At 59.4% G+C, this 24,569-nt stretch carries 23 protein-coding genes and 1 tRNA gene; 15 read left to right on the forward strand and 9 right to left on the reverse strand.

What is annotated here, in order from left to right; genetic code table 11:
* Positions 1-63: 63 nt before the first annotated feature.
* Both recX and ATY77_RS05880 read right to left on the reverse strand, forming a co-directional pair.
* On the reverse strand, positions 64-615 hold the full coding sequence (gene recX / locus ATY77_RS05875; RefSeq protein ID WP_088686689.1) for a recombination regulator RecX: 552 nt from the start codon (positions 613-615) through the stop codon (positions 64-66).
* A gap of 9 nt (positions 616-624) precedes the next feature.
* Complete coding sequence (locus ATY77_RS05880; protein WP_088686522.1) at positions 625-1,650, reverse strand: histone deacetylase family protein; 1,026 nt, start codon at positions 1,648-1,650, stop codon at positions 625-627.
* Positions 1,651-1,783: 133 nt separating this feature from the next.
* Here ATY77_RS05880 and ATY77_RS05885 point away from each other — a divergent pair, with 133 nt between their 5' ends.
* Positions 1,784-2,395 carry an HAD-IA family hydrolase gene (locus tag ATY77_RS05885; RefSeq protein WP_088686523.1) on the forward strand — a complete coding sequence of 204 codons (612 nt, stop codon included), beginning with the start codon at positions 1,784-1,786 and terminating at the stop codon, positions 2,393-2,395.
* Between the two features lie 15 nt (positions 2,396-2,410).
* On the opposite strand, the gene ATY77_RS05890 is transcribed toward ATY77_RS05885, so the two are convergent.
* On the reverse strand, positions 2,411-2,929 hold the full coding sequence (locus tag ATY77_RS05890; protein ID WP_088686524.1) for a GNAT family N-acetyltransferase: 519 nt from the start codon (positions 2,927-2,929) through the stop codon (positions 2,411-2,413).
* A gap of 24 nt (positions 2,930-2,953) precedes the next feature.
* Positions 2,954-3,523 carry an XRE family transcriptional regulator gene (locus ATY77_RS05895; protein ID WP_088686525.1) on the reverse strand — a complete coding sequence of 190 codons (570 nt, stop codon included), beginning with the start codon at positions 3,521-3,523 and terminating at the stop codon, positions 2,954-2,956.
* 136 nt (positions 3,524-3,659) lie between these two features.
* On the opposite strand from ATY77_RS05895, the gene tenA reads away from it, so the two are divergent.
* From tenA to ATY77_RS05920, 3 genes are all read left to right on the forward strand, one after another.
* Entirely contained in the window at positions 3,660-4,358 is a 699-nt protein-coding gene (tenA, locus tag ATY77_RS05900) for a thiaminase II (RefSeq protein WP_088686526.1), read from the forward strand.
* Between the two features lie 76 nt (positions 4,359-4,434).
* Positions 4,435-6,267 carry a translation elongation factor 4 gene (gene lepA / locus ATY77_RS05905; RefSeq protein WP_088686527.1) on the forward strand — a complete coding sequence of 611 codons (1,833 nt, stop codon included), beginning with the start codon at positions 4,435-4,437 and terminating at the stop codon, positions 6,265-6,267.
* A gap of 1,007 nt (positions 6,268-7,274) precedes the next feature.
* On the forward strand, positions 7,275-7,505 hold the full coding sequence (locus ATY77_RS05920; RefSeq protein WP_088686530.1) for a type II toxin-antitoxin system CcdA family antitoxin: 231 nt from the start codon (positions 7,275-7,277) through the stop codon (positions 7,503-7,505).
* 1 nt (position 7,506) lies between these two features.
* Here ATY77_RS05920 and ATY77_RS05925 read toward each other — a convergent pair whose 3' ends face one another.
* From ATY77_RS05925 to ATY77_RS05935, 3 genes are all read right to left on the reverse strand, one after another.
* A complete protein-coding gene (locus tag ATY77_RS05925) occupies positions 7,507-7,959 on the reverse strand; it encodes a GFA family protein (RefSeq protein WP_088686531.1) in 453 nt (150 codons plus the stop codon).
* A 73-nt stretch (positions 7,960-8,032) separates the two neighbouring features.
* Complete coding sequence (locus ATY77_RS05930; protein WP_088686532.1) at positions 8,033-8,590, reverse strand: sugar O-acetyltransferase; 558 nt, start codon at positions 8,588-8,590, stop codon at positions 8,033-8,035.
* 11 nt (positions 8,591-8,601) lie between these two features.
* A complete protein-coding gene (locus ATY77_RS05935) occupies positions 8,602-9,339 on the reverse strand; it encodes a type 1 glutamine amidotransferase (protein WP_088686533.1) in 738 nt (245 codons plus the stop codon).
* A gap of 129 nt (positions 9,340-9,468) precedes the next feature.
* Here ATY77_RS05935 and ATY77_RS05940 point away from each other — a divergent pair, with 129 nt between their 5' ends.
* Positions 9,469-9,762: a SelT/SelW/SelH family protein gene (locus ATY77_RS05940; protein WP_088686534.1), complete on the forward strand. Its 294-nt coding sequence runs from the start codon at positions 9,469-9,471 to the stop codon at positions 9,760-9,762.
* A gap of 12 nt (positions 9,763-9,774) precedes the next feature.
* Here ATY77_RS05940 and ATY77_RS05945 read toward each other — a convergent pair whose 3' ends face one another.
* Positions 9,775-10,188, reverse strand: coding sequence for a BA14K family protein (locus ATY77_RS05945; RefSeq protein ID WP_088686535.1), 414 nt, complete (start codon positions 10,186-10,188; stop codon positions 9,775-9,777).
* A gap of 168 nt (positions 10,189-10,356) precedes the next feature.
* Between ATY77_RS05945 and ATY77_RS05950 the strand changes: the two genes are divergently transcribed.
* From ATY77_RS05950 to ATY77_RS06000, 10 genes are all read left to right on the forward strand, one after another.
* Positions 10,357-10,441: transfer RNA gene (locus tag ATY77_RS05950), tRNA-Leu, on the forward strand.
* A gap of 98 nt (positions 10,442-10,539) precedes the next feature.
* A complete protein-coding gene (locus ATY77_RS05955; protein ID WP_088686536.1) occupies positions 10,540-12,327 on the forward strand; it encodes a hypothetical protein in 1,788 nt (595 codons plus the stop codon).
* 177 nt (positions 12,328-12,504) lie between these two features.
* On the forward strand, positions 12,505-14,088 hold the full coding sequence (locus tag ATY77_RS05960; protein WP_088686537.1) for a class I SAM-dependent DNA methyltransferase: 1,584 nt from the start codon (positions 12,505-12,507) through the stop codon (positions 14,086-14,088).
* Positions 14,081-15,274 carry a restriction endonuclease subunit S gene (locus ATY77_RS05965; RefSeq protein WP_088686538.1) on the forward strand — a complete coding sequence of 398 codons (1,194 nt, stop codon included), beginning with the start codon at positions 14,081-14,083 and terminating at the stop codon, positions 15,272-15,274. The genes ATY77_RS05960 and ATY77_RS05965 overlap by 8 nt, the downstream gene beginning before the upstream one ends.
* A gap of 3 nt (positions 15,275-15,277) precedes the next feature.
* Positions 15,278-18,490, forward strand: a complete 3,213-nt coding sequence (locus ATY77_RS05970) for a type I restriction endonuclease subunit R (protein ID WP_088686539.1) — start codon at positions 15,278-15,280, stop codon at positions 18,488-18,490.
* A 242-nt stretch (positions 18,491-18,732) separates the two neighbouring features.
* Positions 18,733-19,233 carry a hypothetical protein gene (locus ATY77_RS05975; protein WP_141103911.1) on the forward strand — a complete coding sequence of 167 codons (501 nt, stop codon included), beginning with the start codon at positions 18,733-18,735 and terminating at the stop codon, positions 19,231-19,233.
* A 531-nt stretch (positions 19,234-19,764) separates the two neighbouring features.
* Entirely contained in the window at positions 19,765-20,439 is a 675-nt protein-coding gene (locus ATY77_RS05985) for a recombinase family protein (protein WP_088686542.1), read from the forward strand.
* A 916-nt stretch (positions 20,440-21,355) separates the two neighbouring features.
* Complete coding sequence (locus tag ATY77_RS05990; RefSeq protein ID WP_141103912.1) at positions 21,356-21,925, forward strand: hypothetical protein; 570 nt, start codon at positions 21,356-21,358, stop codon at positions 21,923-21,925.
* Positions 21,922-23,223: a hypothetical protein gene (locus ATY77_RS05995; RefSeq protein WP_088686544.1), complete on the forward strand. Its 1,302-nt coding sequence runs from the start codon at positions 21,922-21,924 to the stop codon at positions 23,221-23,223. Before ATY77_RS05990 ends, ATY77_RS05995 begins: the two co-directional genes overlap by 4 nt.
* A gap of 134 nt (positions 23,224-23,357) precedes the next feature.
* Positions 23,358-23,627 carry a hypothetical protein gene (locus tag ATY77_RS06000; protein WP_088686545.1) on the forward strand — a complete coding sequence of 90 codons (270 nt, stop codon included), beginning with the start codon at positions 23,358-23,360 and terminating at the stop codon, positions 23,625-23,627.
* 326 nt (positions 23,628-23,953) lie between these two features.
* On the opposite strand, the gene ATY77_RS06005 is transcribed toward ATY77_RS06000, so the two are convergent.
* Complete coding sequence (locus ATY77_RS06005; protein WP_088686546.1) at positions 23,954-24,250, reverse strand: DUF982 domain-containing protein; 297 nt, start codon at positions 24,248-24,250, stop codon at positions 23,954-23,956.
* Positions 24,251-24,569: the final 319 nt, after the last annotated feature.

Consider the following 24,569-nt stretch of genomic DNA (forward strand, 5'->3'; position numbering starts at 1 on the left):
AAGGCGATGGGCGAGCGACAAATTCAAACTTCTTATCCAGCCAGAAAGAGGTTTGATGCGATATCAGAGACGGCCGGCCAGAATGACCTCTTCGGCGTCCTCGAAGCTCATTTCGAACACCTTCCTGCCGATGTCGAAGCTGAAGCCGTTGCGGGCGAAAGCCGAAAGCTCCTTCGCCTTGCGTTTTTCGTCAAGCTCGACCCGGCGGAAGGGGCCGAAGGCGCGTTTGCGGGCAAATATCGCGGCAGCATAGAGATCGTCAGCCTCCCCGAGCGCAGCCTTGACCTTGTCGCTGGAGACGCCCTTGGCGGCAAGCTTCTGGGCGATGGCACGCTTCGATTTGCCGCCGCGCACGGCAGAGCGCGTGCTGATCTCCGCATAGGCGCTATCGTCGAGCACCTTATTGTCATAGGCAAATTTGACCGCGAAATCGGCAACGGCCTTGAGTTGTGCCGCGCTGATGCCCTCGAACTTTTCCCTGGCCTTGCGGGTGATGGCGTCGAAGAGCTGCTTTTCCGTCATCATCCGCCGCTCCAAGCGATAGATGGCGGAGTTGCGCGCCCAGCTCAGCATGCGCGGTGTCGGGATATCGGATGGAAGGGTCTCCTCGGTCATCTCAAGCAATCAGGCTTCCAGGCCCTTGAGGACATTGGCGACGTTGAGGCCGATTTCCGGCACCCCGTACCCGCCCTCCATGCAGGTGACGACGGGCAGGCCGGTGGCCGAGATCATCTCTCCCATGCGGATGAAGTCTTCCGATTTCAGCTGGAAAAACGAGATCGGATCTCGCTCGAACGTATCGACGCCGAGCGCCAGGACGATCGCCTCCGCGCCGAAGGCCTTGATGCGGGCGAGCGCATCGGCAAGGGTGGAAGACCAGATCTCCCAGGGCGTATGGGGCGGCATCGGATAGTTGCGGTTGGCGCCGGCGCCCTCCCCTTCGCCCTCTTCATCGGCATGGCCGAGGAAGTAAGGAAAGGCAAACATCGGATCGCCATGCAGCGACGCGGTGAAGACATCGCCGCGCTGGTAGAAGAGATCCTGCGTGCCGTTGCCGTGATGAAAATCGACATCGAGCACGGCGGCCTTCTTGGCGCCGTGATCGAGCAGACGCTGGGCTGCGACGCCGGAATTGTTGATGAAGCAATAGCCGCCGAAGAGATCGATGCCGGCATGGTGACCGGGCGGACGGCAGAGCGCGAAGGCGAAACGGTGGCCGGCATTCAGCCAATCCGCGCCCGTCATCGCGCATCGCATCGCGGCAAGCGCCGCCTCGTAGGAGCCCTGGGTGATGGAGGTATCGGCGGCATTGGCGTAATGGCCGATCGCGCCGACGATATTGTCGGGCACGCGGCTGCTGGTGCGGCGCACCGGAAATGAATTGGCGATCGCTTCGCCCTCGAAGCCCGCCGCCACCCAGCGGTCCCAGACTGTGGCAAGAAAATCGAGATAGGCGGGATCATGCACCTTTCCAGCCGTTTCCAGGCCGTGCGCATCCGGCGCCACGACATCGGCAAAGCCTGCTTCCTTCACCGCCGCGAGGATCCATTCGGCGCGGAACGGCGCCTCGAAAGGCGTCACCAGCCGGCCGGCATAGAGCTCGGTTCTGGCATCGCGCAGCTTGTGGTCTTCGGAATAGATGACGCGCATTTCAGATCCTGTCGCTAATTGAGAGTCGAGGTTTACATGGGTCGGCCGCGACAAAAAAGCCGGCGCGGCACTCTTGATCGCCAAGGAGGATGACTGCACCTTCTCCATGTTTCGAGACCGAAGGAAATTCCGCATGAAAGTGCTGATGGTCGATGTCGACGGCGTGCTCATTCATGGCCGCCCGGCCGATGGGCTGCCCCACTTCACTTATCTCGAACGCGACCTCGGACTGCGGCCTGATTTGCTGCAACGGGAATTCTTCCAGACCCACTGGGGCGACATCATCATCGGCCGCGACGAGCTGGAGCCACGGCTCGCCAGCGTACTGGCAAGGATTGCGCCCCATCTCCGCGCTGCGACGCTGATCGACTACTGGTTCGAAAACGATTCGCGCCTTAACCGCAATCTGCTGACAGATCTCGCCTTGCTCAGGAAAAGCGGTGTTAGGCTCTTCCTGGCGACGAATCAGGAGCACCGGCGGGCGCACTACCTGATGAAGGAACTGGGCCTCAGCGCCCATTTCGACGACATCCTCTATTCCGCAGCGCTCGGCCACAGCAAGCCTTCGCCCGGCTTCTTCCGGCTGGCGACCGAGCGGGCCGGGGCCATGCCCAACGAGATCGCCTTCATCGACGACATGGCGATGAATATCGAAGCGGCGCGGCAGTTCGGCTGGAACGCGGCGCAATGGACAGCAGGCGCGACGCTGGCCGGCGCTCTTTCCGAATTCGTCAGAGCAGCATGAGCGAGACGAGTGCAATCAGCCGAGCCGCTTGTAAAACAGGGTGGTGTCGCAGAAGCCGCCTTCCGGCCACAGCGCATAATCGGGAATGACGCCGACGCGCTGCCAGCCCAGGCGCGGATAGATAGCCTCGGCATCGCTGCCGGTTGCCGTGTCGAGCACGAGCAGGGTTTTGCCGCGGGTGGCCGCCTCGCGTTCGGCGGCTTCCATCAGCAGGCGGGCGAGGCCTTTGCCGCGGGCGGAGCGATGCACCAGGAGCTTCTTCAGATCGCCGCGATGCGGCTGGTTCGGCATTTGCGCGGCGCCGACCTGCACCGTGCCGACGATCCGACCATCGAGTTCGGCGACCAGCAACAGGCTGCCGCCGCCGGCGACCGCCTCGGCGACTTCTAGCCAGTAGGGCTCGGCATCCTCGGGCGTATAGGGCTGCATGAAGCCGACGGAAGCTCCGCCGGCGACGCAATCGGCAAGCACCTCCGCAAGATCAGGGATGGCGGCGCGGGCTTCCTCGGCCGAAAGGGTGCGAATGTCGGGCATGTTCTTCTCCTGAAATGAAAATCGTTAGCGGCCGCCGCGGTCGAGCACGACGCAGTAGCGCGCCGGCGCGTTGCCGGGATTATGAAAGGAATGACCCTCGCCGACGGGCATGAAGAGGCAATCGCCGGGACGCAGCCGATAGACCGTCTCACCCGCCGTCATCTCCAATTCGCCATCGAAGAGCCAAACATGCTGCGTCATGCCATGCGATGCGGCATGCGGCGGGAAGCTGACGCGGGCGCCGGCGGGAAATTCCACCTCGACGATGTCGACGGTGGAAGCCGTGCCGGGCGCCGACACCGCCCGCCTGAGATAACCGGTCTCCGGATCGCGCCAGACCTGCTGCTCCTGCCGGCGGGCGAGCGGCGAGGCCTGCTGTCCCTCCTCCGCGAAGAAGGCCGAGAGCGACAGGCCGAGGGCGGCGCAGACCCTTGCCAGCAGCGAGGCGGTGGGGCTCGCCTCCGCCCGCTCGATGCGCGAGATCATCGCCCGGCTGACACCGGAGACTTCGGCCAGATCATCCAGCGTCAGACCTTTTTCCAGCCGCAGCTTGCGGATGCGGATGCCGATCGCCTGTTCGAGTTCCTGTTCCATCGTGCATTCCTGATTCCACTATAAGAGAAATACATTATCTCATAATGGAATCAAGTGCGCCTCACGCTGCTCCCCGCTTGCCTTCACGGCAGCGCCGCCGATATATGGCGGCGGCGCTCGATACACGGAGGACATCATGGACGGCAGCATGCAGAATGCGGAAATCACCGGGAGCTTCACTGCTGATGCCTGGGACCGGATCAAACCTGTCATGGCCGAGATCGAAGCGCTGCCGCTGCTGCAGCGGCTTTCGGATGGCACGCTGCCGCCGGAGGTTTTCCGCCACTACATCCTGCAGGATGCGATCTACCTGAAACATTATGCCCGGTGCCTCGCCATCGTCGCCGCCAAAGCGCCTGATAATGCGCAGGTGCTGCGCTTTCTCGGCTCGGCGCAGAAAGCGATCACCGTCGAGCAGGGCCTGCATGCCGGCTTCCTCTCGCAGTTCGGCATTTCGAGCGCCGATGTGACGGCAGCCGAGCCTTCGCCCTCCTGCTTCGCCTATACGAATTTCCTTCTGGCGACCGCCTATCACAGCTCCTATGCCGTCGCGCTTTCGGCCATTCTGCCGTGCTTCTGGATCTATTGGCATGTCGGCGAAGGCATCAAGAACAGGCCTGTTATCGAGGGCAATGTTTTCCAGGCATGGATCAACACCTATGGCGATCCGCAGTTCGCAGCCGGCGCACGCGAGGTGATCGCGCTGACCGATATCGCCGCCCGCGCCGCATCACCGACGGAACGTGCCGCAATGATGGATGTCTTCGTGCGCGCCTCCCAATATGAATGGATGTTCTGGGATTCGGCATGGCGGCTGGAGACCTGGCCGGTTTGACGTGCCTGCAGCAGGCGGCAAAATAGCGTAAATTCCGGGATAATTACCGCTTTGCGGCACGGGGCGGCGCTGCTATATGGCGCGCATGAGCACCAATTCCACCACTCCGCTGTCCCATATCCGCAACTTCTCGATCGTGGCCCATATCGACCACGGCAAATCGACGCTGGCCGACCGTCTGATCCAGACGACAGGCGGCCTTGCCGAGCGCGAAATGTCCGAGCAGGTGCTCGACAATATGGATATCGAGCGCGAGCGCGGCATCACCATCAAGGCCCAGACGGTGCGCCTGCACTACCAGGCGAACAATGGCGAAAAGTACATCCTCAACCTGATCGACACGCCCGGCCACGTCGACTTCGCCTATGAAGTCTCGCGGTCGCTGTCGGCCTGCGAGGGTTCTCTACTCGTCGTCGACGCCTCGCAGGGCGTGGAAGCGCAGACGCTCGCTAACGTCTATCAGGCGATCGACAACAATCACGAGCTCGTCACCGTTCTCAACAAGATCGACCTGCCGGCGGCCGAACCCGACCGCATCAAGGAACAGATCGAGGAAGTGATCGGCATCGACGCTTCCGAGGCGGTGCTGATCTCGGCCAAAACAGGCCTCGGCATTCCCGACGTGCTGGAAGCGATCGTCCACAAGCTGCCGGCGCCGAAGAGCCCGGGCGGCGAAAAGGCGCCGCTGAAGGCACTGCTCGTCGACAGCTGGTACGACACCTATCTCGGCGTCATGGTTCTGGTGCGCATCATCGACGGCGTGCTGACGAAGGGCCAGACGATCCGGATGATGGGCACCGATGCCAAATATCAGGTGGAACGCGTCGGCGTGCTGACGCCGAAGATGGTCAATGTCGAAAGCCTCGGCCCCGGCGAGATCGGCTTCATCACTGCCTCGATCAAGGAAGTGGCCGATACCCGCGTCGGCGACACGATCACCGAGGACAAGCGGCCGACGGCCCAGGCGCTGCCGGGCTTCAAGCCGGCGCAGCCGGTGGTGTTCTGCGGGCTGTTCCCGGTCGATGCCGCCGATTTCGAAGATCTGCGCGCCGCCATGGGCAAACTTCGCCTCAACGACGCCTCCTTCTCCTTCGAGATGGAATCGTCTGCTGCTCTGGGTTTCGGCTTCCGCTGCGGCTTCCTCGGCCTCTTACATCTCGAAATCATCCAGGAACGGCTGGAGCGCGAGTTCGACCTCGACCTCATCGCCACCGCCCCTTCCGTCGTCTACAAGATGTTCATGACCGACGGCACGGAGCGCGAGCTGCACAATCCGGCCGACATGCCCGACGTCGTCAAGATCTCGGAAATCCACGAGCCGTGGATCCGCGCGACGATCCTGACGCCCGACGATTATCTCGGCGGCATCCTGAAGCTCTGCCAGGACCGGCGCGGCATCCAGATCGAGCTGACCTATGTCGGCACGCGCGCGATGCTGACCTACGACCTGCCGCTCAACGAAGTCGTCTTCGATTTCTACGACCGGCTGAAATCGATCTCGAAGGGCTATGCCTCCTTCGACTATACGCTCACCGACCACCGCGAGGGCAACCTCGTGAAGATGTCGATCCTCGTCAACGGCGAGCCGGTCGATGCGCTGTCGATGATGGTGCACCGCACCGCCGCCGAAAAGCGCGGCCGCGACATGTGCGAGAAGCTCAAAGAACTGATCCCGAAGCACATGTTCAAGATCCCGATCCAGGCCGCGATCGGCGGCAACGTCATCGCCCGCGAGACGATCTCAGCGCTGCGCAAGGACGTGACGGCGAAATGCTACGGCGGCGACGCCACGCGCAAGCGCAAGCTGCTCGACAAGCAAAAGGCCGGCAAGAAGCGCATGCGCCAGTTCGGCAAGGTGGAGATTCCGCAGGAAGCCTTCATCGCCGCACTGAAAATGGGCGACGAATAACGCTTCGGCAAAGCTTCTTTCCAGGAGGAGACATAAGTCTCCTCTTTTTTTGCGCAACTTGGGACAAAACGAGATCAGAAATGGTTAACGAATCCTTGCAAAGGGGATTCGGATTCCGTATAGTCGTTCAAGAATTACGGAAATGCACAGGCTTACATGGTTAACGGGCGTACATCGGAGAAGGACCTGATCGATCCAGCAATCGCATTAATTGCTAAGTATGGGGATGAGCAGAATGGTCTGGAGATTGCTGTTTTAGCCAGGAAGCTCCGTGAAATCATACGACCAACGACTGCTGATTTGATGCCTCTCAAGGGCAGGAGTGACGACAGACTGAGTCAAGTGATACGCAATCTAGTCAGCCATAGAGCGTTGGAAAAAAGAGGGCTCGCCACCTACCGCAGGGGTGAAGCTCTCACCAGAGGAAGCTACGTGCTCACCGACCTTGGTAAAGCGTCTGTAAAAGCGTCGTGGGCGCGCAAGCTGAGATGAAGGAAGAATGATATGAGCGCATTTTTTAGAAGAGACGTAGCCGGCCGCACCAATGAGCACCGTTGCGGTTGGCTATAACGAAAAGGGCCACACAACATACCGAGTACCAGTCGGCATGAAATGTGACCCGTGGTGTCAGCGGACAAGCCCGAATCCGTTGGACGGATGAACTGGGAATGCCGATCTCTGAACCTTGACTAATTCAGAATCGCATTTCCTGGTCTCCGTTTCAAGAGGGCATCATCTACGAAAGGATCGTTCAATGAACGATACCGAGAGGCCGAGTTATGTACTCACTTTCAGCGATGCAGTCGAAATATGGCTCCGCAGTTGGAATGGGGAATATCAAAATCGGATAGCTGCGAGCTATGATGTTAATCCCGGCCGTGTGAACGACGTTCTCAAGGAACGAAAGCACATTGGTAGCCGGGAGGTCGCTCTTGAGAGGGGTGCCACTTGAAGATCGCGAGTATGATGCCAGCGCTAGCGCGCTGGCATATCCGGCGGAGATTGCAATGAAGAATGAAAGTCGAACAACTGGATCGGTGTCGGGCGCCACTACCGATTCCGCGATCGAAGAGAGCAGCAAAGCCCAACCTCTCGATCAAAAAACGAGCGATGACGAAACGCTGCCTCGTGAAGAACGCGAAAGACTTTGGCGAGTTGAGAACGCCGAGGCGATCGCGGAGCAAAATGAGTATGTCGCAAAGCATGGCTTGCCATTTGCGAAATACAGGCAGTTTTGACTCATCCCTTGCTCATATACTCCTTCACCAACCCCTCATAGGCCGCCATTTCAGGCAGCGCCGCGTAGCTGTAAACCGCTCCCGTCTCGGCAAATGCCAGCTTCTCGCTGGTCCATGTCTCGATGAAGGGCGTGAACCAGCTCGGATCATCGAGCATGGTGACGCGCAGGTTGACGAACCAGTCCATGCCTTCCGGCCGGGTGAACATCCAGCTCATGCAGTGTGGGCAGAAATAATGCTTCGTCGTGCCGTGCAGGCCGCCGATGACGGGCTCGCCTTTCGTGACCTCGAAACCTTCGCTCGGGATGGCGGCGCTCAGTGAATAGGCGCTTGCCGTCATCTTTTGGCAGCCCGTGCAATGGCAGGCCATGGTGAGCAGCGGCGGCGCGCTGATCTTCAACCGCACCCGGCCGCAGCGGCAGCCACCTTCCATGGGTAAGTTCCGTGCTGTCATGATATCTCTCCCCTTCCGCCATCTGATCTAGCGGAGCCGGCGCCGTTGTCGAGGGAGCCTGCGGGCAGGAATCTCAGAAGCGGCTTATCTGGCGCGCGGGATTGCCGACGACGGTTGCACCTGCCGGTACGTCCTTCGTCACGACGGCACCGGCGCCGACGATCGCGCCATCGCCGATCGCCACCCCACCGAGGATGATGGCGCCGCCGCCGATCCAGACGTCGCTGCCGATCTCGACGGGCCGGGCGATCTCGATGCCCGCGCGGCGAAGGGCGAGATCCTTGTGATGTTCGGCACAATAGATCTGCACGCCCGGCCCGAACATGGTGCGATCGCCGATGATGACGCTGCCGGAGTCAAGGATGGTGCAGCCGGCATTGAAATAGACGCGCTCGCCGAGAACGATATTGATGCCGTAGGAGCAGTGGAACGGCACTTCGATGAAGATATTGGGCGCGGCCTCGGCAAAGAGCGCCCTCAGGGCAGGTGCTGCGGCGCCGCGCTCGTCGGGCGGCAAGGTGTTGTGGGCGTGGACGGCCAGGCGCGCCTGCCGGCGCAGCAGATCGAGCTCGTCGTCGAGGCAGCAATACCATTCACCGGCCACCATCTTTTCGCGTTCGCTTGCCGGCATCGCCTCGCCCCTCACGCAATCGCCCGCGACAGTGGCCGAGCCTCCTGCCGCTCGATGAGGCTGACCCAGGCGCGCGCGATGGCAAGGCCTGCGGCATCGGCGGCGGCACCATGGCGCGTCGCCAATTCACTATAATTCTCCAGCCAGCCGGGAGCGATGCGCTCGATCGTGCCGGGGAATTCGGCCTTCCACTGCCCGACGACCGCAGTATCGGCCTCGAAGTGAAACTGGGTGCCGTAGACGGCGCGGCCGATACGGAAGGCCTGGTTCTCCGCGATGGGGCTCGACGCGAGGCGAACCGCGCCTTCCGGCAAGGAAAACGTATCGGCGTGCCACTGAAAGATGGTGAATTCGCCGCCCACATCGGACAGCAGCGGATCGGCCCGGCCTTCACTGGTGACGCCGATGCTGTGCCAGCCGAACTCGTGGGCGGCGCCCAGCAGATTGTCGGCGCCATAGGCTCTGGCAAGGATCTGGCTGCCGAGGCAGATGCCGAGCACGGCCCTGCCGGCATCGCCGAAGCGGCGCGCCAGCCGCACGAGTGCCGGCAGGTACGGGTGCGTATCGTCATCCAGCGCGCTCTGCTCGCCGCCGAGAACGACGAGTGCATCATGGCCGGATACATCTTGCGGCAGGGTACCGTCCTGCCACACCCGGAACCACTCGATCTCCGCTCCCGCCTCGTCGAGCGCCCTGGCAAGCGCGCCAAGACCGGTGTTCCTCATGTTTTCGACGACTGCGACTCGCATAGGCTTTTTCCGATATGGCCGACGGCGGGAGAAAACCATGCCCGCAAGCAGCAGGCAAGACGGTTGTGCGAGGCCGATTGCGTGAGCAGCCCGCACGGCTTAAACCAGCCTGAACGAAAGGAAACCGCTATGACCGACAAAGCCCGCGTCTCGATCCTCTACTGCACTCAATGTAACTGGCTGCTGCGCGCCGCCTGGATGGCGCAGGAACTGCTTCACACCTTTTCCGACAGCCTCGCCGAAGTGACGCTGATCCCCGCCACCGGCGGCAATTTCGAGATCCGCGTCAATGGCGACCTCATCTGGGAACGCAAGCGCGACGGCGGCTTTCCCGGGCCGAAGGAGCTGAAGCAGCGGGTCCGCGACATCGTCGAGCCCGGCCGCGATCTCGGCCATGTCGACCGCGCTTCGCTCGAAAGCTGACTGCGGCATCCCTCAGCGATAGGGCGAGCGGCAGACCCGGTAGACGCCCTCATAGGTGAGGAAATGATCCGTCCTCGGATTGTAGGAGCGGTATTCATTGGTGCACCAGGCGATGTGCTTGTTCGGATCCTTCGGCTGCACGCGGCGCACCGGCGGCGGATCATAGGTGAGCTGCGGCCGCCCGGCCGCCCCCGGCAGGTAATAGGTCGGCCCCGCGCCCCTTGGACGGTAATTCGGCTGGACATAGGCCGGGCGATGCCATTGCTGCGGTCCGAAGCCGAAGCAGCCGCGAAAATCGCAAAGCGTCGATCCCGTATTGACCGGCCCGAGCCCCGGCCTACCCACCTTCAGCGAATCGGCGGCTGCCATTGCGGGCGACAGGACGGCCAAAAGGCCGGCGAGCAGAAGCGTGCGGGGAGCGGGCATGATCCAATTCCTTTTGATCCTTCCCTTATATAGGGCGCGCAGGCACCGGCGCTATGCCTATCCGGCCGCACTTCTCCCGATGCGAATTGCAGTTTTTTGCCAACTGTCAGGAAAACTTCAAAAACCCAGTTGACAGTCGCAGGCCACCCCCTTACATCGCTCTCCGTCGCCCAGATGGCGGAATTGGTAGACGCGCAGGTTTCAGGTACCTGTGCCGCGAGGCGTGGAGGTTCGAGTCCTCTTCTGGGCACCATTCCCATTATAAGTCCTTGTTAGGACATGTGTTTCAGCAAGATCAAAGACTTGCGAACTGCGCTTGGTACAAACTTCTGGTACAAAGGCAGTTTCACAATGGGTGTCGTGGTGCGCAATCTTTACAACGTAAATGGTCGGTGGAAATACCGAAAGGTAATCCCCGTTACGCTTAGGCCGCACGTCGCTGGCAACCTCACAGAATTTGTACGATGGCTTGGCTCAGGCAGCCAAAACAGCGCTGAGATCACCGCCCGTTATTCGGCGGCGGCCAAGGAGTGTGAAGGCCTACTGGAGGTGGCGAAGAAGCGCTCACTTGGTTCCTATGATGAACTCAGCGCTGAGATGATTACTCATATCATTGGAACCGAGCGCAGTAATTTGCTCTGGGAAGATGATGAGGACCGATTCGACCAAGAAGCGGACATCCTGTTCGAGCATGTTCGTCAGCAGCTTGCTGCTTCAGGCGCCTGCGCAATCGCAAATGACGATTCCGACCGTCGATGGAATAGTCGACAAGAAACGCTTGAGGCGTACCTAGCAAACCTCAGACACGACTATGCTCGCGGAACGGTCGACGCCTTCCACATCGGTGAGCTCACAGATGTGTGTGCCTCTCATGGGCTTTTCGTCGATCCGCAAAGCTTGAGCTTCCGGCGGCTCGCCAAGGCTTATCTTGGGATGCTGATCGAAGTCAGCGAAGCAAGGCTACAGAGGCAGTCAGGGGTGATCGTACCGACGCCAGAGCCTCCAAAGACCTCGACGGTGCAGCAGGTGATCTCCGGCGGCCTAACGCTGCGGGAGCTAGCCAAGAAGAAGCTCACGATGAAGAATAAGAGCGAGGCGACCGCTCAGGCTACCGAGACAGCGCTTCGGTTGTTTGAGAGCATCTATGGAACTCGCGAAATGGAAACTATTACACGCCGGGAAGTCGCCGACTGGATATTCCTCCTTCAGAAAAAGCCGGCCACTCCGGGCAAGGAGCACCGCGCTCTTGGTCTACGAGAGATGGTGGCCGCCTATGAAACGCGCCAGGATGTTCCCCGGCTCACCGGCAAGAGCGTGAACGGCCACGTCAGCCATCTCAACTCAATCTGGGCTTGGGCCAGACAACGCGGCTTTGTGGATCGTTCGCTCGACAATCCATTCGGTGAGCAGCGGGTCGATGAACGTCCGCCTGAGGCAAATGAAGGCTTTTCGCCGACCCAGCTCCAAGCTCTTTTCAATCTTCCGGTCTTTACGAAGGGAGAGCGTCCCAAAGGTGGCCGGGGTGAGGCAGCATTCTGGCTTCCTCTTCTCCTTCTAACCTATGGTACTCGCCCGGAGGAAATGTGCCAGCTTCTCGTGAGTGATATCACTTACGATGACGAGGAAGCCCTTTGGTGCCTCAGAATTACAGACGAAGGGCTTCATCCCGTAAAGGGTCCTAGACACATCAAAGCTGACGGCAACGCTCTAGTACGGCGTAGCCTTCCCATCACCGAGAAACTCATTGAGCTTGGCTTTGTCGACTATGTGGAGGGGCTCCGCCAAGCCGGAGAACTGGCAGTATTCCCGCTGCTGACCACTAAGGGCAAGCTCGGCTATCTCCATTCCAGCTTCGCAATATGGTGGGGCAAATATGCACGGGAGCACAAAGCCATTCCAGAAAGCGGCAACAAACCGCTGCGCGGCTTCAGGGATACCTGGACAACTGCGGCTGCACGTTCGGGCATAACGGAAGAGGAGCGCGAGTGGATACAGGGGCACTACGTCGGGAAAGGGAAGACCGCCAATCGGAACTACGGGACCCGCGATTTCGGGAAGAAAGTTGAGCAAATCAACTTCCGGGGGCTAGATCTCTCCAAACTACTGCCTCCCAAGCTGCTTAGAGAACATGGGGATTGATTTCCGCCCCCACCTGTCTTTCTTTGAAGCTGTGAAGTGAAGATGCATCGCCACCGGCGATAAGCCGCCAAATCACTATCTCCGCAGCGTCGTATTGACGCCCCACACGAGGTCTTGCACAGTCCTCTGCGTCCTCCAGTCGCTCCGGCTAACCTTCACAAATACAGAATTGAAATTATGGCAGCAGACCTCAAGACGATCTCCGACAAACTGTGGACCACCGCAGACAAGCTCCGGGCCAATTCTGGCATTCTGCCGGCTGAGTATGCCCGACCCGTACTCGGCCTCCTGTTCCTACGCCATGCCGACGAGCGGTTTACCGAGGTTGAAGCAAGGCTTGCGCCACGTGAAGGCTCCCGTATCAAGCCCGGCCCGGAAGCCTATAAAGCCGAAGGGGCGATCTTCCTGCCGCCGGAGGCCCGGTTCTCGTTCCTGCTTGCCCTTCCTGAAGGATCGAACCTTGGCCGTGCGCTAACGACCGCCATGCGGGAGATCGAAGCTAAGAACCCGGAACTGGTCGATGTCCTGCCGAAGACCTACCAGTCGATCCCCGACGACGTTCTGGTCGAACTGCTCCGCGAACTCCAGCCGCTCAAGATCAGCGGCGACGCGTTCGGCCATGTCTACGAATACTTCATGGGGAATTTCGCCAAGGACACCATGCAGAAAGGTGGCGAGTTCTACACGCCGTCGTCCATCGTCCGGTTGATCGTCGAAATCATCGAGCCCTATCACGGGCGCATTTTGGACCCGGCCTGTGGCTCGGGAGGCATGTTCGTGCATTCGGCGGATTTCGTGAAGCGCCATCAGCGGGAGCCTGACAAGGAACTGTCGATCTATGGTGTCGAGCGCACCCGGGAGACTTGGCGCTTGGCCCAGATGAATCTTGCTGTGCACGGCCTCTCCGGTAAGATCCTCGACGCCGACACGTATCGCGACCCGGTCTTCGAAGAGGTGATGCCAAACAAGAACGACAAGGGTCGTTACGAGGGGCGGGGTGGCTTCGATTTCGTCATGGCCAATCCTCCCTTCAACGTGAAGGAACTTGATAAGAGCAAGCTGCTTGACGTCGCCAACCGCTTTCCACACGGTGTCCCGAGTGCCGACAATGCCAACTATCTTTGGATCCAGTTCTTCTGGTCGCGGCTGAACGAGACGGGCCGCGCCGGTTTCGTCATGGCCAATTCCGCAGCCGATGCGCGAGGCACCGAACAGGAGATCCGCAAGAAGCTGATCGAAAGCGGCAGCGTCGATGTGATCGTCTCGGTGGGGCCTAACTTCTTCCTAACGGTAACGCTTCCCTGCACCTTGTGGTTCTTCGACAAGGGCAAGAGGAATGGTCCAAGGGTCGACGAGGTGCTGTTCCTCGATGCCCGACACATCTTCCGCCAGATCGACCGCGCCCATCGCGACTTCACCGAAGAACAGGTCGAGGCTCTGGCCAACATCGTGCGGCTCTGGCGCGGCGAGGAGCCGGAGTTCTTCACACAGTCCAAGGCCTGGCTGGAGGAGCGTTTCCCGGGTCTAGCCTATGGTGATGTCGCCGGTCTATGCCGCAGCGCCACTCGCGCCGAGATCGAAGGCCAAGGATGGTCGCTTAACCCGGGGCGCTATGTCGGGGCGGCAGTTGGGGAGGCAGATGACGAGGATTTCCGGGAGAAGCTGGAGGAGCTGCACGAGGAGCTGGAGGCACTGAACGTCGAGGCGGCACGGCTGCAGTCAGTCATTGCCCAAAATCTCGCCGAGGCCCTCAATGGATGACGCGGAACGGAATGATTGCCTTCTCGGTGATTTGATCACGCTTCAGCGTGGATATGACATCACCAAGAAAGAGCAAAGCGAGGGGCCTTATCCCGTCGTATCGTCGTCTGGACCGATCTCTACCCACATTGCCTACACAGACGTTGGGCCCGGTGTTGTTATTGGTCGAAAAGGAACTCTTGGAAAGGCCTTCTATATCAAGGGCCCTTATTGGGCGCACGATACCACACTGTGGGTCAAGGACTTCAAAGGCAACGATAGGAAGTTTGTGTTCTACCTTTTGAAGTCGATGAATTTGGCTGTCTACGATGTCGGTTCTTCGAACCCAACTCTAAACCGCAATCACCTTCATCTACTTCCGGTGAGGGCACCTGATGTCGACAAGCAGCAACGCATCGCTCACATTCTTTCGGCCTACGATGATCTGATCGAGGTCAACCTGCGGCGCAGCGCGATCCTTGAGGACATGGCTCGGCGGCTGTTCGATGAATGGTTCGTCCGCTTCCGCTATCCGCACCATGAGGCCGTGCCGTTGGTCGAGACGGAGCTCGGGATGATCCCGGATGGTTGGCAGATAGAGACCGCCCGACAGGCGCTCGTTTATACAGGCGGCGGCACGCCTTCCAAGTCTGAGCCGAGCTATTGGCTTGATGGCGACGTACAATGGTTCACGCCAACTGATTTGACCAAATCGGGACAAACGTTCCTCCGTCGGTCGTCGCTCATGATCACCAAGGAGGGCCTAGCCAAAAGCTCCGCTCGGTGGTTCCCGGCACTCTCTATCATGATGACGAGCCGTGCCACCCTTGGGGTGTTTGCGATCAACACAGAACCGGCGACGACGAACCAAGGCTTCATCACCTTCATTCCTAGCAGCCGAACACCTGTCTATTTCCTCTTACATATGTTGAAACGAGAGTTCCCGCGCATGGAGGCCGTGGCTAGTGGCGCCACCTTCAAGGAAATTACAAAGGGCGCGTTGGGCGAGCTGGTATTTGCCTTTCCGCCCGAACATCTGGCTCACCGGTTTGAGCAACTTGTTACGCCAATGATGGAACAGATAGCGATCGTTTCACGTCAGAATGACAGCCTTCGCGCCGCTCGCGACCTTCTGCTCCCCAAACTGATCTCTGGCGAAATCGACGTCTCCACCGCCGAAGAGACCTTTGCCGAGGCGGCGGAATAGCCCATGGCGAACACCCCAAAGGACGTCCAGTACGGCATTCCCGAGGGCACCCGCGCCACGCTGACCGGCTTCTCCGAAGATGGGCTGGTCGAGAAACCGGCAATCGAGCTTCTGGAGCGCCTCGGCTGGAGCCACTTCAATCTTTACGAGGAGAACTTCGGTCCTGACGGCTCGCCGTTTCGCGACACGCTGCGCGACCCCTATCTGACCAAGACGCTACGGACAGCGCTTTCAAGCCTGAACCCTGACCTGCCACAAGACGCACTTGACCTTGCCTTCGACACCCTAACGCAGGACCGCGCATCGATGGTTCCGATGGCCGCGAACCGGGAAGTTCTGGAACTGGTGCGGGACGGGGTAGATGTCGAATTCCGCGACGATGACGGCGAGATGGCCAAGGAAAGGGTCCGTGTTATCGACTGGCGAGATCTCGCGGCCAATGACTTCACCCTGATCTCTCAGGTCTGGATTTCGGGCGAACTTCACCGCCGACGCACGGATCTGATCGGCTTTGTCAACGGAGTGCCGCTGCTCTTCGTCGAGCTGAAGGCCGGACACAGGCGGATCGAGGATGCCTATCGCGACAATGTCCGCGACTACCGCGACAGCATTCCGCAACTCTTCCGGCCCAATGGCTTTGTTCTGGTTTCCAATGGGCTCGACACCCGGATCGGCGCATCGGCTTACTCGCCCTGGGACACTTACAAAGAATGGAAGCGGATCGACGACGAGACCGAGCCGGGCCGCGTGTCGCTTGAAACCGCCATTCGGGCCGCCGCCACGCCAGAACGCTTGATCGACCTTGTCGAGAACTTCCTCATCTTTGAGGAAACCAAGGACGGGCTCGTCAAGAAGATTGCCCAGAACCATCAGTTCCTCGGAGTGAACAAGGCGGTTCAGGCTGTGGTCAACCTCGGGGAGAACCGGGGCAAGCTCGGGGTCTTCTGGCACACGCAAGGGTCCGGCAAGAGCCTTTCCATGCTGACCTTCACGCGAAAGGTGCTGCGGACGATCCCCGGAGCTTGGACCTTCGTCATCGTCACCGACCGCGAGGAATTGGACAAACAGGTTTCCGACGTCTTCGCCGCCTGTGGAGCGGTGACCAAGGATGTGCGGGAAGTTCGCGCCGGATCGAAGGAGCATCTGAAGACGCTGCTCAGGGGGAACGAGCGCTACGTCTTCACCCTGATCCACAAGTTCGGTACCGCCAAGGGCGAGACCTTTCCTGTCCTCTCAGAACGGTCGAATATCATCGTCATCGCAGACGAGGCCCATCGGTCGCAATATGACACGCTAGCTGCCAACATGCGCCGGGCTCTGCCGAACGCCGCATTCATCGGCTTCACTGGGACACCGCTGATGGCTGGGGAAGAGAAGACCCGCGACGTCTTCGGCGATTATGTCTCGACCTACACCTACCAGCAGTCGACCGAGGACGGAGCCACGGTTCCGCTCTACTACGAGAACCGCATCCCAGAGCTGGAGTTTGCCAACGAGAGCTTCGCCGAGGATCTGGAGGCCGTTATCGAAGAGGGCGACCTCAACGAGGAACAGGAGCGCGAACTCGAGAAACGCCTCGGCACCCAATACCACCTGATCACCCGCGAGGACCGTCTGCACCGGATTGCCGAGGACCTCGTTCGCCACTTCGTCAGTCGCGGTTATCGCGGCAAGGCCATGTTCGTGGCCATCGACAAGGCGACGGCGGTGCGGATGTACGACAAGGTTCGCCGCGCTTGGAATGCTGAGATTGCACGGCGCGAGGCAGCCCTTGTTTCAGCCGCCGTCGACCAGCGTGAGGCCTTGGCCGCAGTCATCGCCTTCATGCGCGAGACGGACATGGCCGTCGTGGTCAGCCAAGGCCAGAACGAAATCGCCGACATGGAGGCTAAGGGTCTCGACATTCGTGCACACCGCAGACGCATGATCGAAGGGGATCTGGACGAACGGTTCAAGAAGGGCAGCGACCCGCTTCGGCTAGTATTCGTCTGCGCCATGTGGATCACCGGCTTCGATGTGCCGACTTGCTCGACCATTTATCTCGACAAGCCGATGAAGAACCACACGCTAATGCAGACTATCGCCCGGGCCAACCGCAATGCGCCGGGCAAGAAGGCCGGTCTGATCGTCGACTATGTCGGCATCTTCCGTAATCTGGAGAAGGCGCTCGCCATCTATGCCGTGGGCGGCGCGACGAATGCCAAGCCCATCGAAGACAAGTCTGCACTTGTCGATGACCTTGTCCAAGCCATTGACGAGGCTCTTGCCTTCTGCCGAGCGCGGGACGTAGATCCGGGCGCGATACTTGAGGTATCTGGCTTTGACCGGCTGAGGAGGCTCGGCGATGCCGTGGAGGCGCTGAACGGAACCGACCCCGAGCGCCGTACCTTCCTCGCGCTGGCTTCCAATGTCTGGAACACGTTCAAGGCCGTCCTTCCCGACGCCCGAGCCGAACGCTATCGCAAGATTTCGGCAGCCATCGAGGTCATCGCTGAGCGTATCCGCTCTCTCACTGAAAGGCCGGACATTTCCGAGGTCTCCAGCAAAATCGAAGCCTTGCTCGACAACTCGATTGCAAGTGTGGAGATTACGGCACCTATTCGCGAAGATGGTGACACGACCGGCTTGTTCGACCTCTCCCGGATCGACATCGAGCGCCTGAGGGCTATGTTTGACACGGGCAACCGCCAGCGCACCGAGACACAGCGTCTTCGTCGGGCCGTCGAGGATAGGCTGGAGGAAATGGCCGCTCGCAATCCGACGCGCCGTGGCCTCGTCGAGCGCTTCGAGGCTCTGGTCGCGCAATACAATGCCGGAAGCCTGACCGCCGCCGACTTCTTCAATCAGCTCCTGGCACTGGTCGGCGATATGAACACCGAGGACCAGCGAGCGATCCGTCAGGGTCTGACCGAGGAAGAACTGGCAATCTTCGACATCCTGACCCAGCCGGAACCGAAGCTCGGACCCGAGGATGAGGACCTCGTCAAACGCGTGGCTAAATCACTGTTGGAGAAGCTTAAGGCCGAGAAGCTAGTTCTGGACTGGCGGCTCAAGGAACGAGCCAAGGCGGCAGTCAAGGCGACGATCCAGCAACTCTATGACGACGGCCTGCCTCAGGCGTATGGACAAGGCGTATTCGATGAGAAGGTCGAGCGGACATATCAGTGGGTGTTCGAGAAATACGCCGGTAACGCGGGGAGAAGCGCGGTCGAGTGATGTTTAGATTGAGCATCTGATCATTGAGCCAGACCTTTTTGGCGCAAAAATTTCAGGTGGCATGATAGAGACAGACCACGCGACGATCCCCCCTCGCCCCCCCCTCGAACTTCAATAGGACACCCGGGCGAACGGATCGCGGGCGGTGTTGCTGTCGGGAAATCGGAGGAATATCCGGGTTGGCATCGGCTGTCTTGTGGTGCACCCCGGTAGATAGCGCGGCAATGATCGAGGTAGAGACTATGACGACCACGCACATTCTGACGCTGCCCGGCGCGATGCTAAAGCGGGGATTCTGGTTGTATGTTTGGCGCGTATCTGCGCCCAACGGGCAAGAGTTGCTCTATGTCGGAAGGACTGGCGACAACTCCAGCCCATATGCCACCGCACCGTACACCAGAATGGGGCAGCACCTCGGCTTCTCCCCGAACCAGAACGCCCTCAGACGCCACCTTCTTAACCGGGGTATTGTCGCCGAAGATTGTCGTGGGTTCGAACTGATCGCCTACGGTCCTCTATATGATGAGGTGCGCAAGGGCGACGGGTTGACCCGGGCAGATCTAATGGCAGCACATATGCCGCTACGTGATTTGGTTGGGGCACTTGAGAAGGTCCTAGCGGAACAGTTGAAGGCCTCGGGGTACCATGTGCTGAACACCGTTAAGTGGAAGCATCCACACGAGGCACGGGGTTGGGAGAGCGCTCGACAGGCTTTCGCTGAGCACTTCCCTAATCTTCGATGACGGGCTCGATTGGCCGATGCCTCGGGCAAGCACCATGTAGGCGGCTAAGACACCTTCTTGCCGTCGACGTAGAGGTTGAGACGAACTAGCGATGGGCGTGTGCTAGTCTCTACCCTAACGGAGTGGCCCCTAAGAATTAGGTCAATCATCTCTTGCTCCGTCCCAACTAACACCCTGTTCGCCACCGTATGCTTCTTTCGCCCGTGCTTTGGATCACCAAGCACAAATTGACCGGCTTCCCTGATGGGGAACTGCTTTAGACCTGTGACCGGATCCAATCTAAAAACTCTCATGTCCATCTCCCACAACCGCTCAGGCGAGCTACCACGAATGGCAGACCGGGAACAGAGCGCGTCGTTATTGATTTCGGCCGCACTAGCGGTCTACCGCGTTTGCATCCACGTCCGTCCATAAGGGTATACGGCAGTGTACATCCGTCTGGCGGGTTGGCAGCATGTCCACAAGGGTTGACATTGCCTTATGGACATCGCATGTCTGTGTACACAGCCACAATGGACAGGATGCACGACAATGACGAAGACAGTTCTGTATGCCCGCGTTTCGACCGCTGATCAGACCGTAGACCACCAGAAGACAGCAGCAGAGGCCAAGGGATACGTCTTCGATGAGGTGGTCACCGATGATGGCGTCTCGGGCAGTGTATCGCTGAAGGACAGACCACAGGGCAAACGCCTGCTTGATCTGCTACGCCGAGGTGACACCTTGGTTGTCCGGTGGGTCGATCGTCTTGGCCGCGATTACAACGACGTGACGGACACCATCCGCGATTTCATGCGCAGGGGCGTGATCATCAAGACCATCATCAACGACATGGAGTTCGACGGGTCGCGCACTGACCCCATGGGGATGGCCCTCAGAGACGCTATGATGACATTCATGGCTGGCATGGCACAGGCGCAGCTTGAGGCTACCAAGGACGCCCAGAGGATTGGGATTGCTCATGCGCAGACCAAGGAGCCTGAGAAGTTCCTCGGGCGCAAGCCGACCTTCGATGGCGACCAGCTTGTCGAGGTTATGCGCCTGCTTGGCCTCGGCACCAGCAACAGTGAGATTGCCAGAAAGACTGGACTGGTGCGGCAGACCATCATTCGAATCAAAGCCGACCCTGCCAAGGCCGCTCAGCAGGTGGCATCTTGGGAGCAAGCCGAGGAGTTGCGGAAGTCACCAAAGAAGCGAAGAGGATAGCTCACGCGTCGCCAGGCCCTGCGAACATTGTGAGTGAGTCAGACTTGGAGGAGCGTATAAATCGGATTGATACCCGAAAATTGGCCGGGGTAACCGGTGCGTCTCTCCGGCTCCTCGGAGCGGAACATTGTTCAAGAGGCAACAGGCACGGGTTGCAGGGTCGCGGCAGAGGTGGCCGCTTGGGTGCTGCGGGGGTCAGGTGGTTTGATTTGACTTCATTCTCCGCTCTAATATTTTCCCAATTTGAGGCCACATATTCTCCCACGCCAACCTCAGACACCCTGAATTCCCTCGTTCCCACACCAGATCCGCGTCTACTCAAGTCATTGTTATTGCTATCTTTATCGTTTTTCCCTTGACGGGTACGATTGATAGCGTCATATGTATGCCGCCTAACGGTCTGGGGACACCACCTCGGCGCAGGGGAAGCGGAAGCGGCCCCGTATAGCGGAACCAAAGCACCAAATCGGGAGCGGTCATTGGCCGCAAGCAGTGGCAAGGCGGGAAGGCAGTGGCCCGAACGTTGAACCGAGCGGTGAGGGATTGGCCGGGAAGGAAACCCGCGTCCCCTGACGACACCACAGAACTACAGCTCATCATTCCGACACCGAGCGGCACAGCCGCCACCTTCGTGACGAGACGACACCAAGCCTACGGGCGACACATCATATCATCAAGACTGCTCAACTAAGTCTTGCTCCCGTGCCTCAGGGTCCCGGTACAGTAAGCCATGCAGCGGGTACTGCATGAACAAGGGTTTATCCCTTGCCCGACCCATTTCCAAAGATTGAGATCACACGCACATATGAGAACTTGCAAGGCTGGCGGATGCTCCGCTCAGGTCAACGGCTACAGTGCACTCTGCGAACAACATAAGCGGACGAAAGTTCGCCACGGTCACCCTCTCCAGACCGGCGTGAAGAAATCCGACCTAAAACCCTACATCAAAGAAATCGACAGCTATTTGAACACCGTCTCGGCGACCAATGCCTACGAGTCGATGAACGACATCTGGGCTCGCACCGTCGCTGCGGCGAAGGCCCACATCAGGACTACAGAACGTGGCGTTGCAGCCAACGTGCACGAGCTTCAGGCATCCAAGGCAATCGTCTCTCTGTCCGAAGAGACCGACAGCATCACCATAGCCAAGCTCCTCATGGCAATGGGCTACTGGCACGAGGATGACCAGAGGCGCTGGAAGTACGACAACGGGTTCCGTTTCCAGACCGTACGCATGCTGCTTCGCCTGAACCCTCGTGAGGCCGCGTACAACTGGTCCATGAACGGGATGACACGCAGCGTCTACCGAGAGGTGCCACCGAGGACGATAGCGGCTCTATGGTCGATTATCGAGGCCACGAAGCTCGTTGGTTACGGCGTCGAGATCGCCAAGCGGAAGGCAAAAGCCATGGAGGCCGCTCGCCAGAAGGTCAGGACCGAGCGGGACGCGATCCTTGGACCAGAGCTGACCGGAGGCGTTGTTTGAACGAACCTGCCACCACAGACACCAGCAAGGCCGTGGACACGCCATTCAGCCCGTGGCGCTTCGCTAGGACCGAGGCGTCAAAGGCGCTCATCACCGAGGGCATCGCTGACGTTGAACGCTACGAGGAGCACGGTAAGCTCCGCACCCGAAGGCGAAAGGGACACGACCAAGAAACCTTCGAGCTTACAGTCGAGTCCATCCTATGTGACCTGATGCATCACGCGCTCTACAGGCGTCCAGATGCGATCTACGTGACCCGGTCACATTCCGTGCTTGGAGGCCGGAACCGATACCGTCCACGGGTATACGGTAAGACCTTCCCCGATGTTCTTGACAGGCTGGCCGCTCCAGAACTGGGGTGGATAGTCCAAGAGATTGGCGACAGCGATTGGCGGCAAGATGCGCGGCGCACGTCCATCCGTCCTGGTCCGAAGCTATTTGCACGTCTGGACACCGGGGGGATCACCTTCGCCGACCTCGGGCTAGCTTGCGTGGCAGAACCGATCATCCTGAAGAGCGAGAAGGCGGACTTCTGGGACGAAGCACAGGTTATCGACTACCACGATACGGAGGAGACGAGACTCTTTCGGCGGGAGATGCGGGACATCAACGATTGGCTGCGATCTGCCGAAATCGACTACGGAACCTACAAGACTGACGGCAGCCCCGTTCCCGACACCAGCGACCGAGACTTGCGCCGCATCTTCACTCGGGGACGGTTCGAGAGCGGCGGTCGTCTCTTTGGTGGCTTCTGGCAGGGGATGAGCAAGGAAAGCCGGTTTGACCGCCTTGTCATCGACGGCGAGGCAATAGTCGAGCTGGACTACGCTCAGATGGGACCAAGGCAGCTCTACGGCATGGCGGGTGCCGTTCCGGCTGCATCCGACCTCTACGCCATCCCCGGCTTTGAGGAGCATCGAAAGGGTATCAAGGTCGTCTTCAGTTCGATGGTCTTCCGCGAAACGCCCATGAGGAAGATGCTGCGGGGGTCTGTGGGGAACTTTCCTAAAGGCACTCACATATCCGAAATCACCGAAGCCATCATCCGCCACCATCCCGCGATAGCACACCTCTTCTTCACCGGAGTTGGGCATCATGTTCAACGTCAAGAGAGCCAGATCATGGTCGACATCCTGCTGAGCTTGAAATCTCATGGGATCGTTGCCCTGCCCGTACACGACGCGATCCTTGTGGCATCTTCCAATGCGATCGTGGCCAAGCAGGTGATGGGTGATGTCTTCTCTCACCATGTCGGCTTACCTGGACTGGTCGATGTGTCTTCAACGTACGTAGGTTGACCTCGGTCTACCATGGTTGGGGGCCTCCTGATGGGGCTGGCCCTTACACCTTCGACACCCATGGCTACCAATGCCTACCTACGTAACCCTTATATCAACCATGGTACTACTCATAGGAGGACCCGTAAGAGGACATGACCGAACGCGACACCCCTTACCCTCACATCATAATCGACCCGAAACGCCAGCGCTACCTCAAGTGGAAGCTCTCTAGGGAGCGAGCAACCGTCGAAGGGATAGCCAGCTCAATCGCCCTCCTCAAAACCGGTAAGTTCAAGACTATCGAACAGCTTGCGGTCGCGATGAAGCTAACAGTCCCACAGGTGAGATGGAGGCTAGGCAAGGCTCGGGAAGGTGGTTTCATTAGCAACGGGTTCTACCAGTCTTTCGCAGAGTTCGCGTGATTTGCACAAGAAGCATCTCAAGATGCCTCGCTTATGCAGGACGCAAGACTGTTGACGATGGTACAAAATGCCAATACAAACGGGGGATCAGTGCAGACCTAAGTCATTGATTTATAGCTGCAAACACGGTGCTAATGGCCAGTCCTCTTCTGGGCACCATTCCAATCTTGATCGCTACCAAGATCAGATAATCAAATCTTCCAGAAATCGTACAGTGGCACCTTCCAACGAAGGCTATTGACGATGCTTTGTCTACAAACCTGGTTCGATGACGCCGATTCCGGAGGTCGAACCAGCGCAGGCTACGGAAGCGTGGCTCCCGGTCTTCACGCAGCCATATGCGGCGCCATCTTCCTGTTGTCTGCTATCACCGACAAAACCGCGATGCCGGCCTCTCTGGCGGCGCTCAAAAGCAATTCTCTGAGTTCATGCATCCCGGCTTGCCCGGTGACGGCATCGGCGCAGGCCTTCACGGCCGCGACGTATTCCTCTCCGTCGTCAAGGGGCCAGTCGATCATCAGAACCTCGGCTGCGTCCTGGAGCGTCCTGACGATCTTGTGCTTTCGCCGGCCTCCAACAAAAAGAACAAGAGGCGCAAAATCCGCCGATGTGTTCCATTGCATGGCACTTTCTCCCCAAGAATTAGAATATTAGTAATACTGCAAGAAGCGTGCCGTGCAAGGTGGAAAGCGGTGTCGTTGCCCGACGGAATCGTTTCTGTTGATCATCTCGGCCGCGAGGTGCGCAGCCACTGCGACCGAGGACAGCCGTTCAAGGCACCGCCTTGCGGAAAGCGCCGCTTCCTCCTCCTCAGCCCTCGCAAGCCTCGCACAAGAACGAAATCGCATACCGGGACCAGGATGACCATAGGGCCGTTTCGCCCGAAGAGAGTCATCCCGCCTGTCGGGATCTCGGCGAGAACCTGCGGGAAGCCGTGACAAT

This window comes from Rhizobium sp. R634 (genome assembly GCF_002211305.1).
Taxonomy (GTDB): domain Bacteria; phylum Pseudomonadota; class Alphaproteobacteria; order Rhizobiales; family Rhizobiaceae; genus Rhizobium.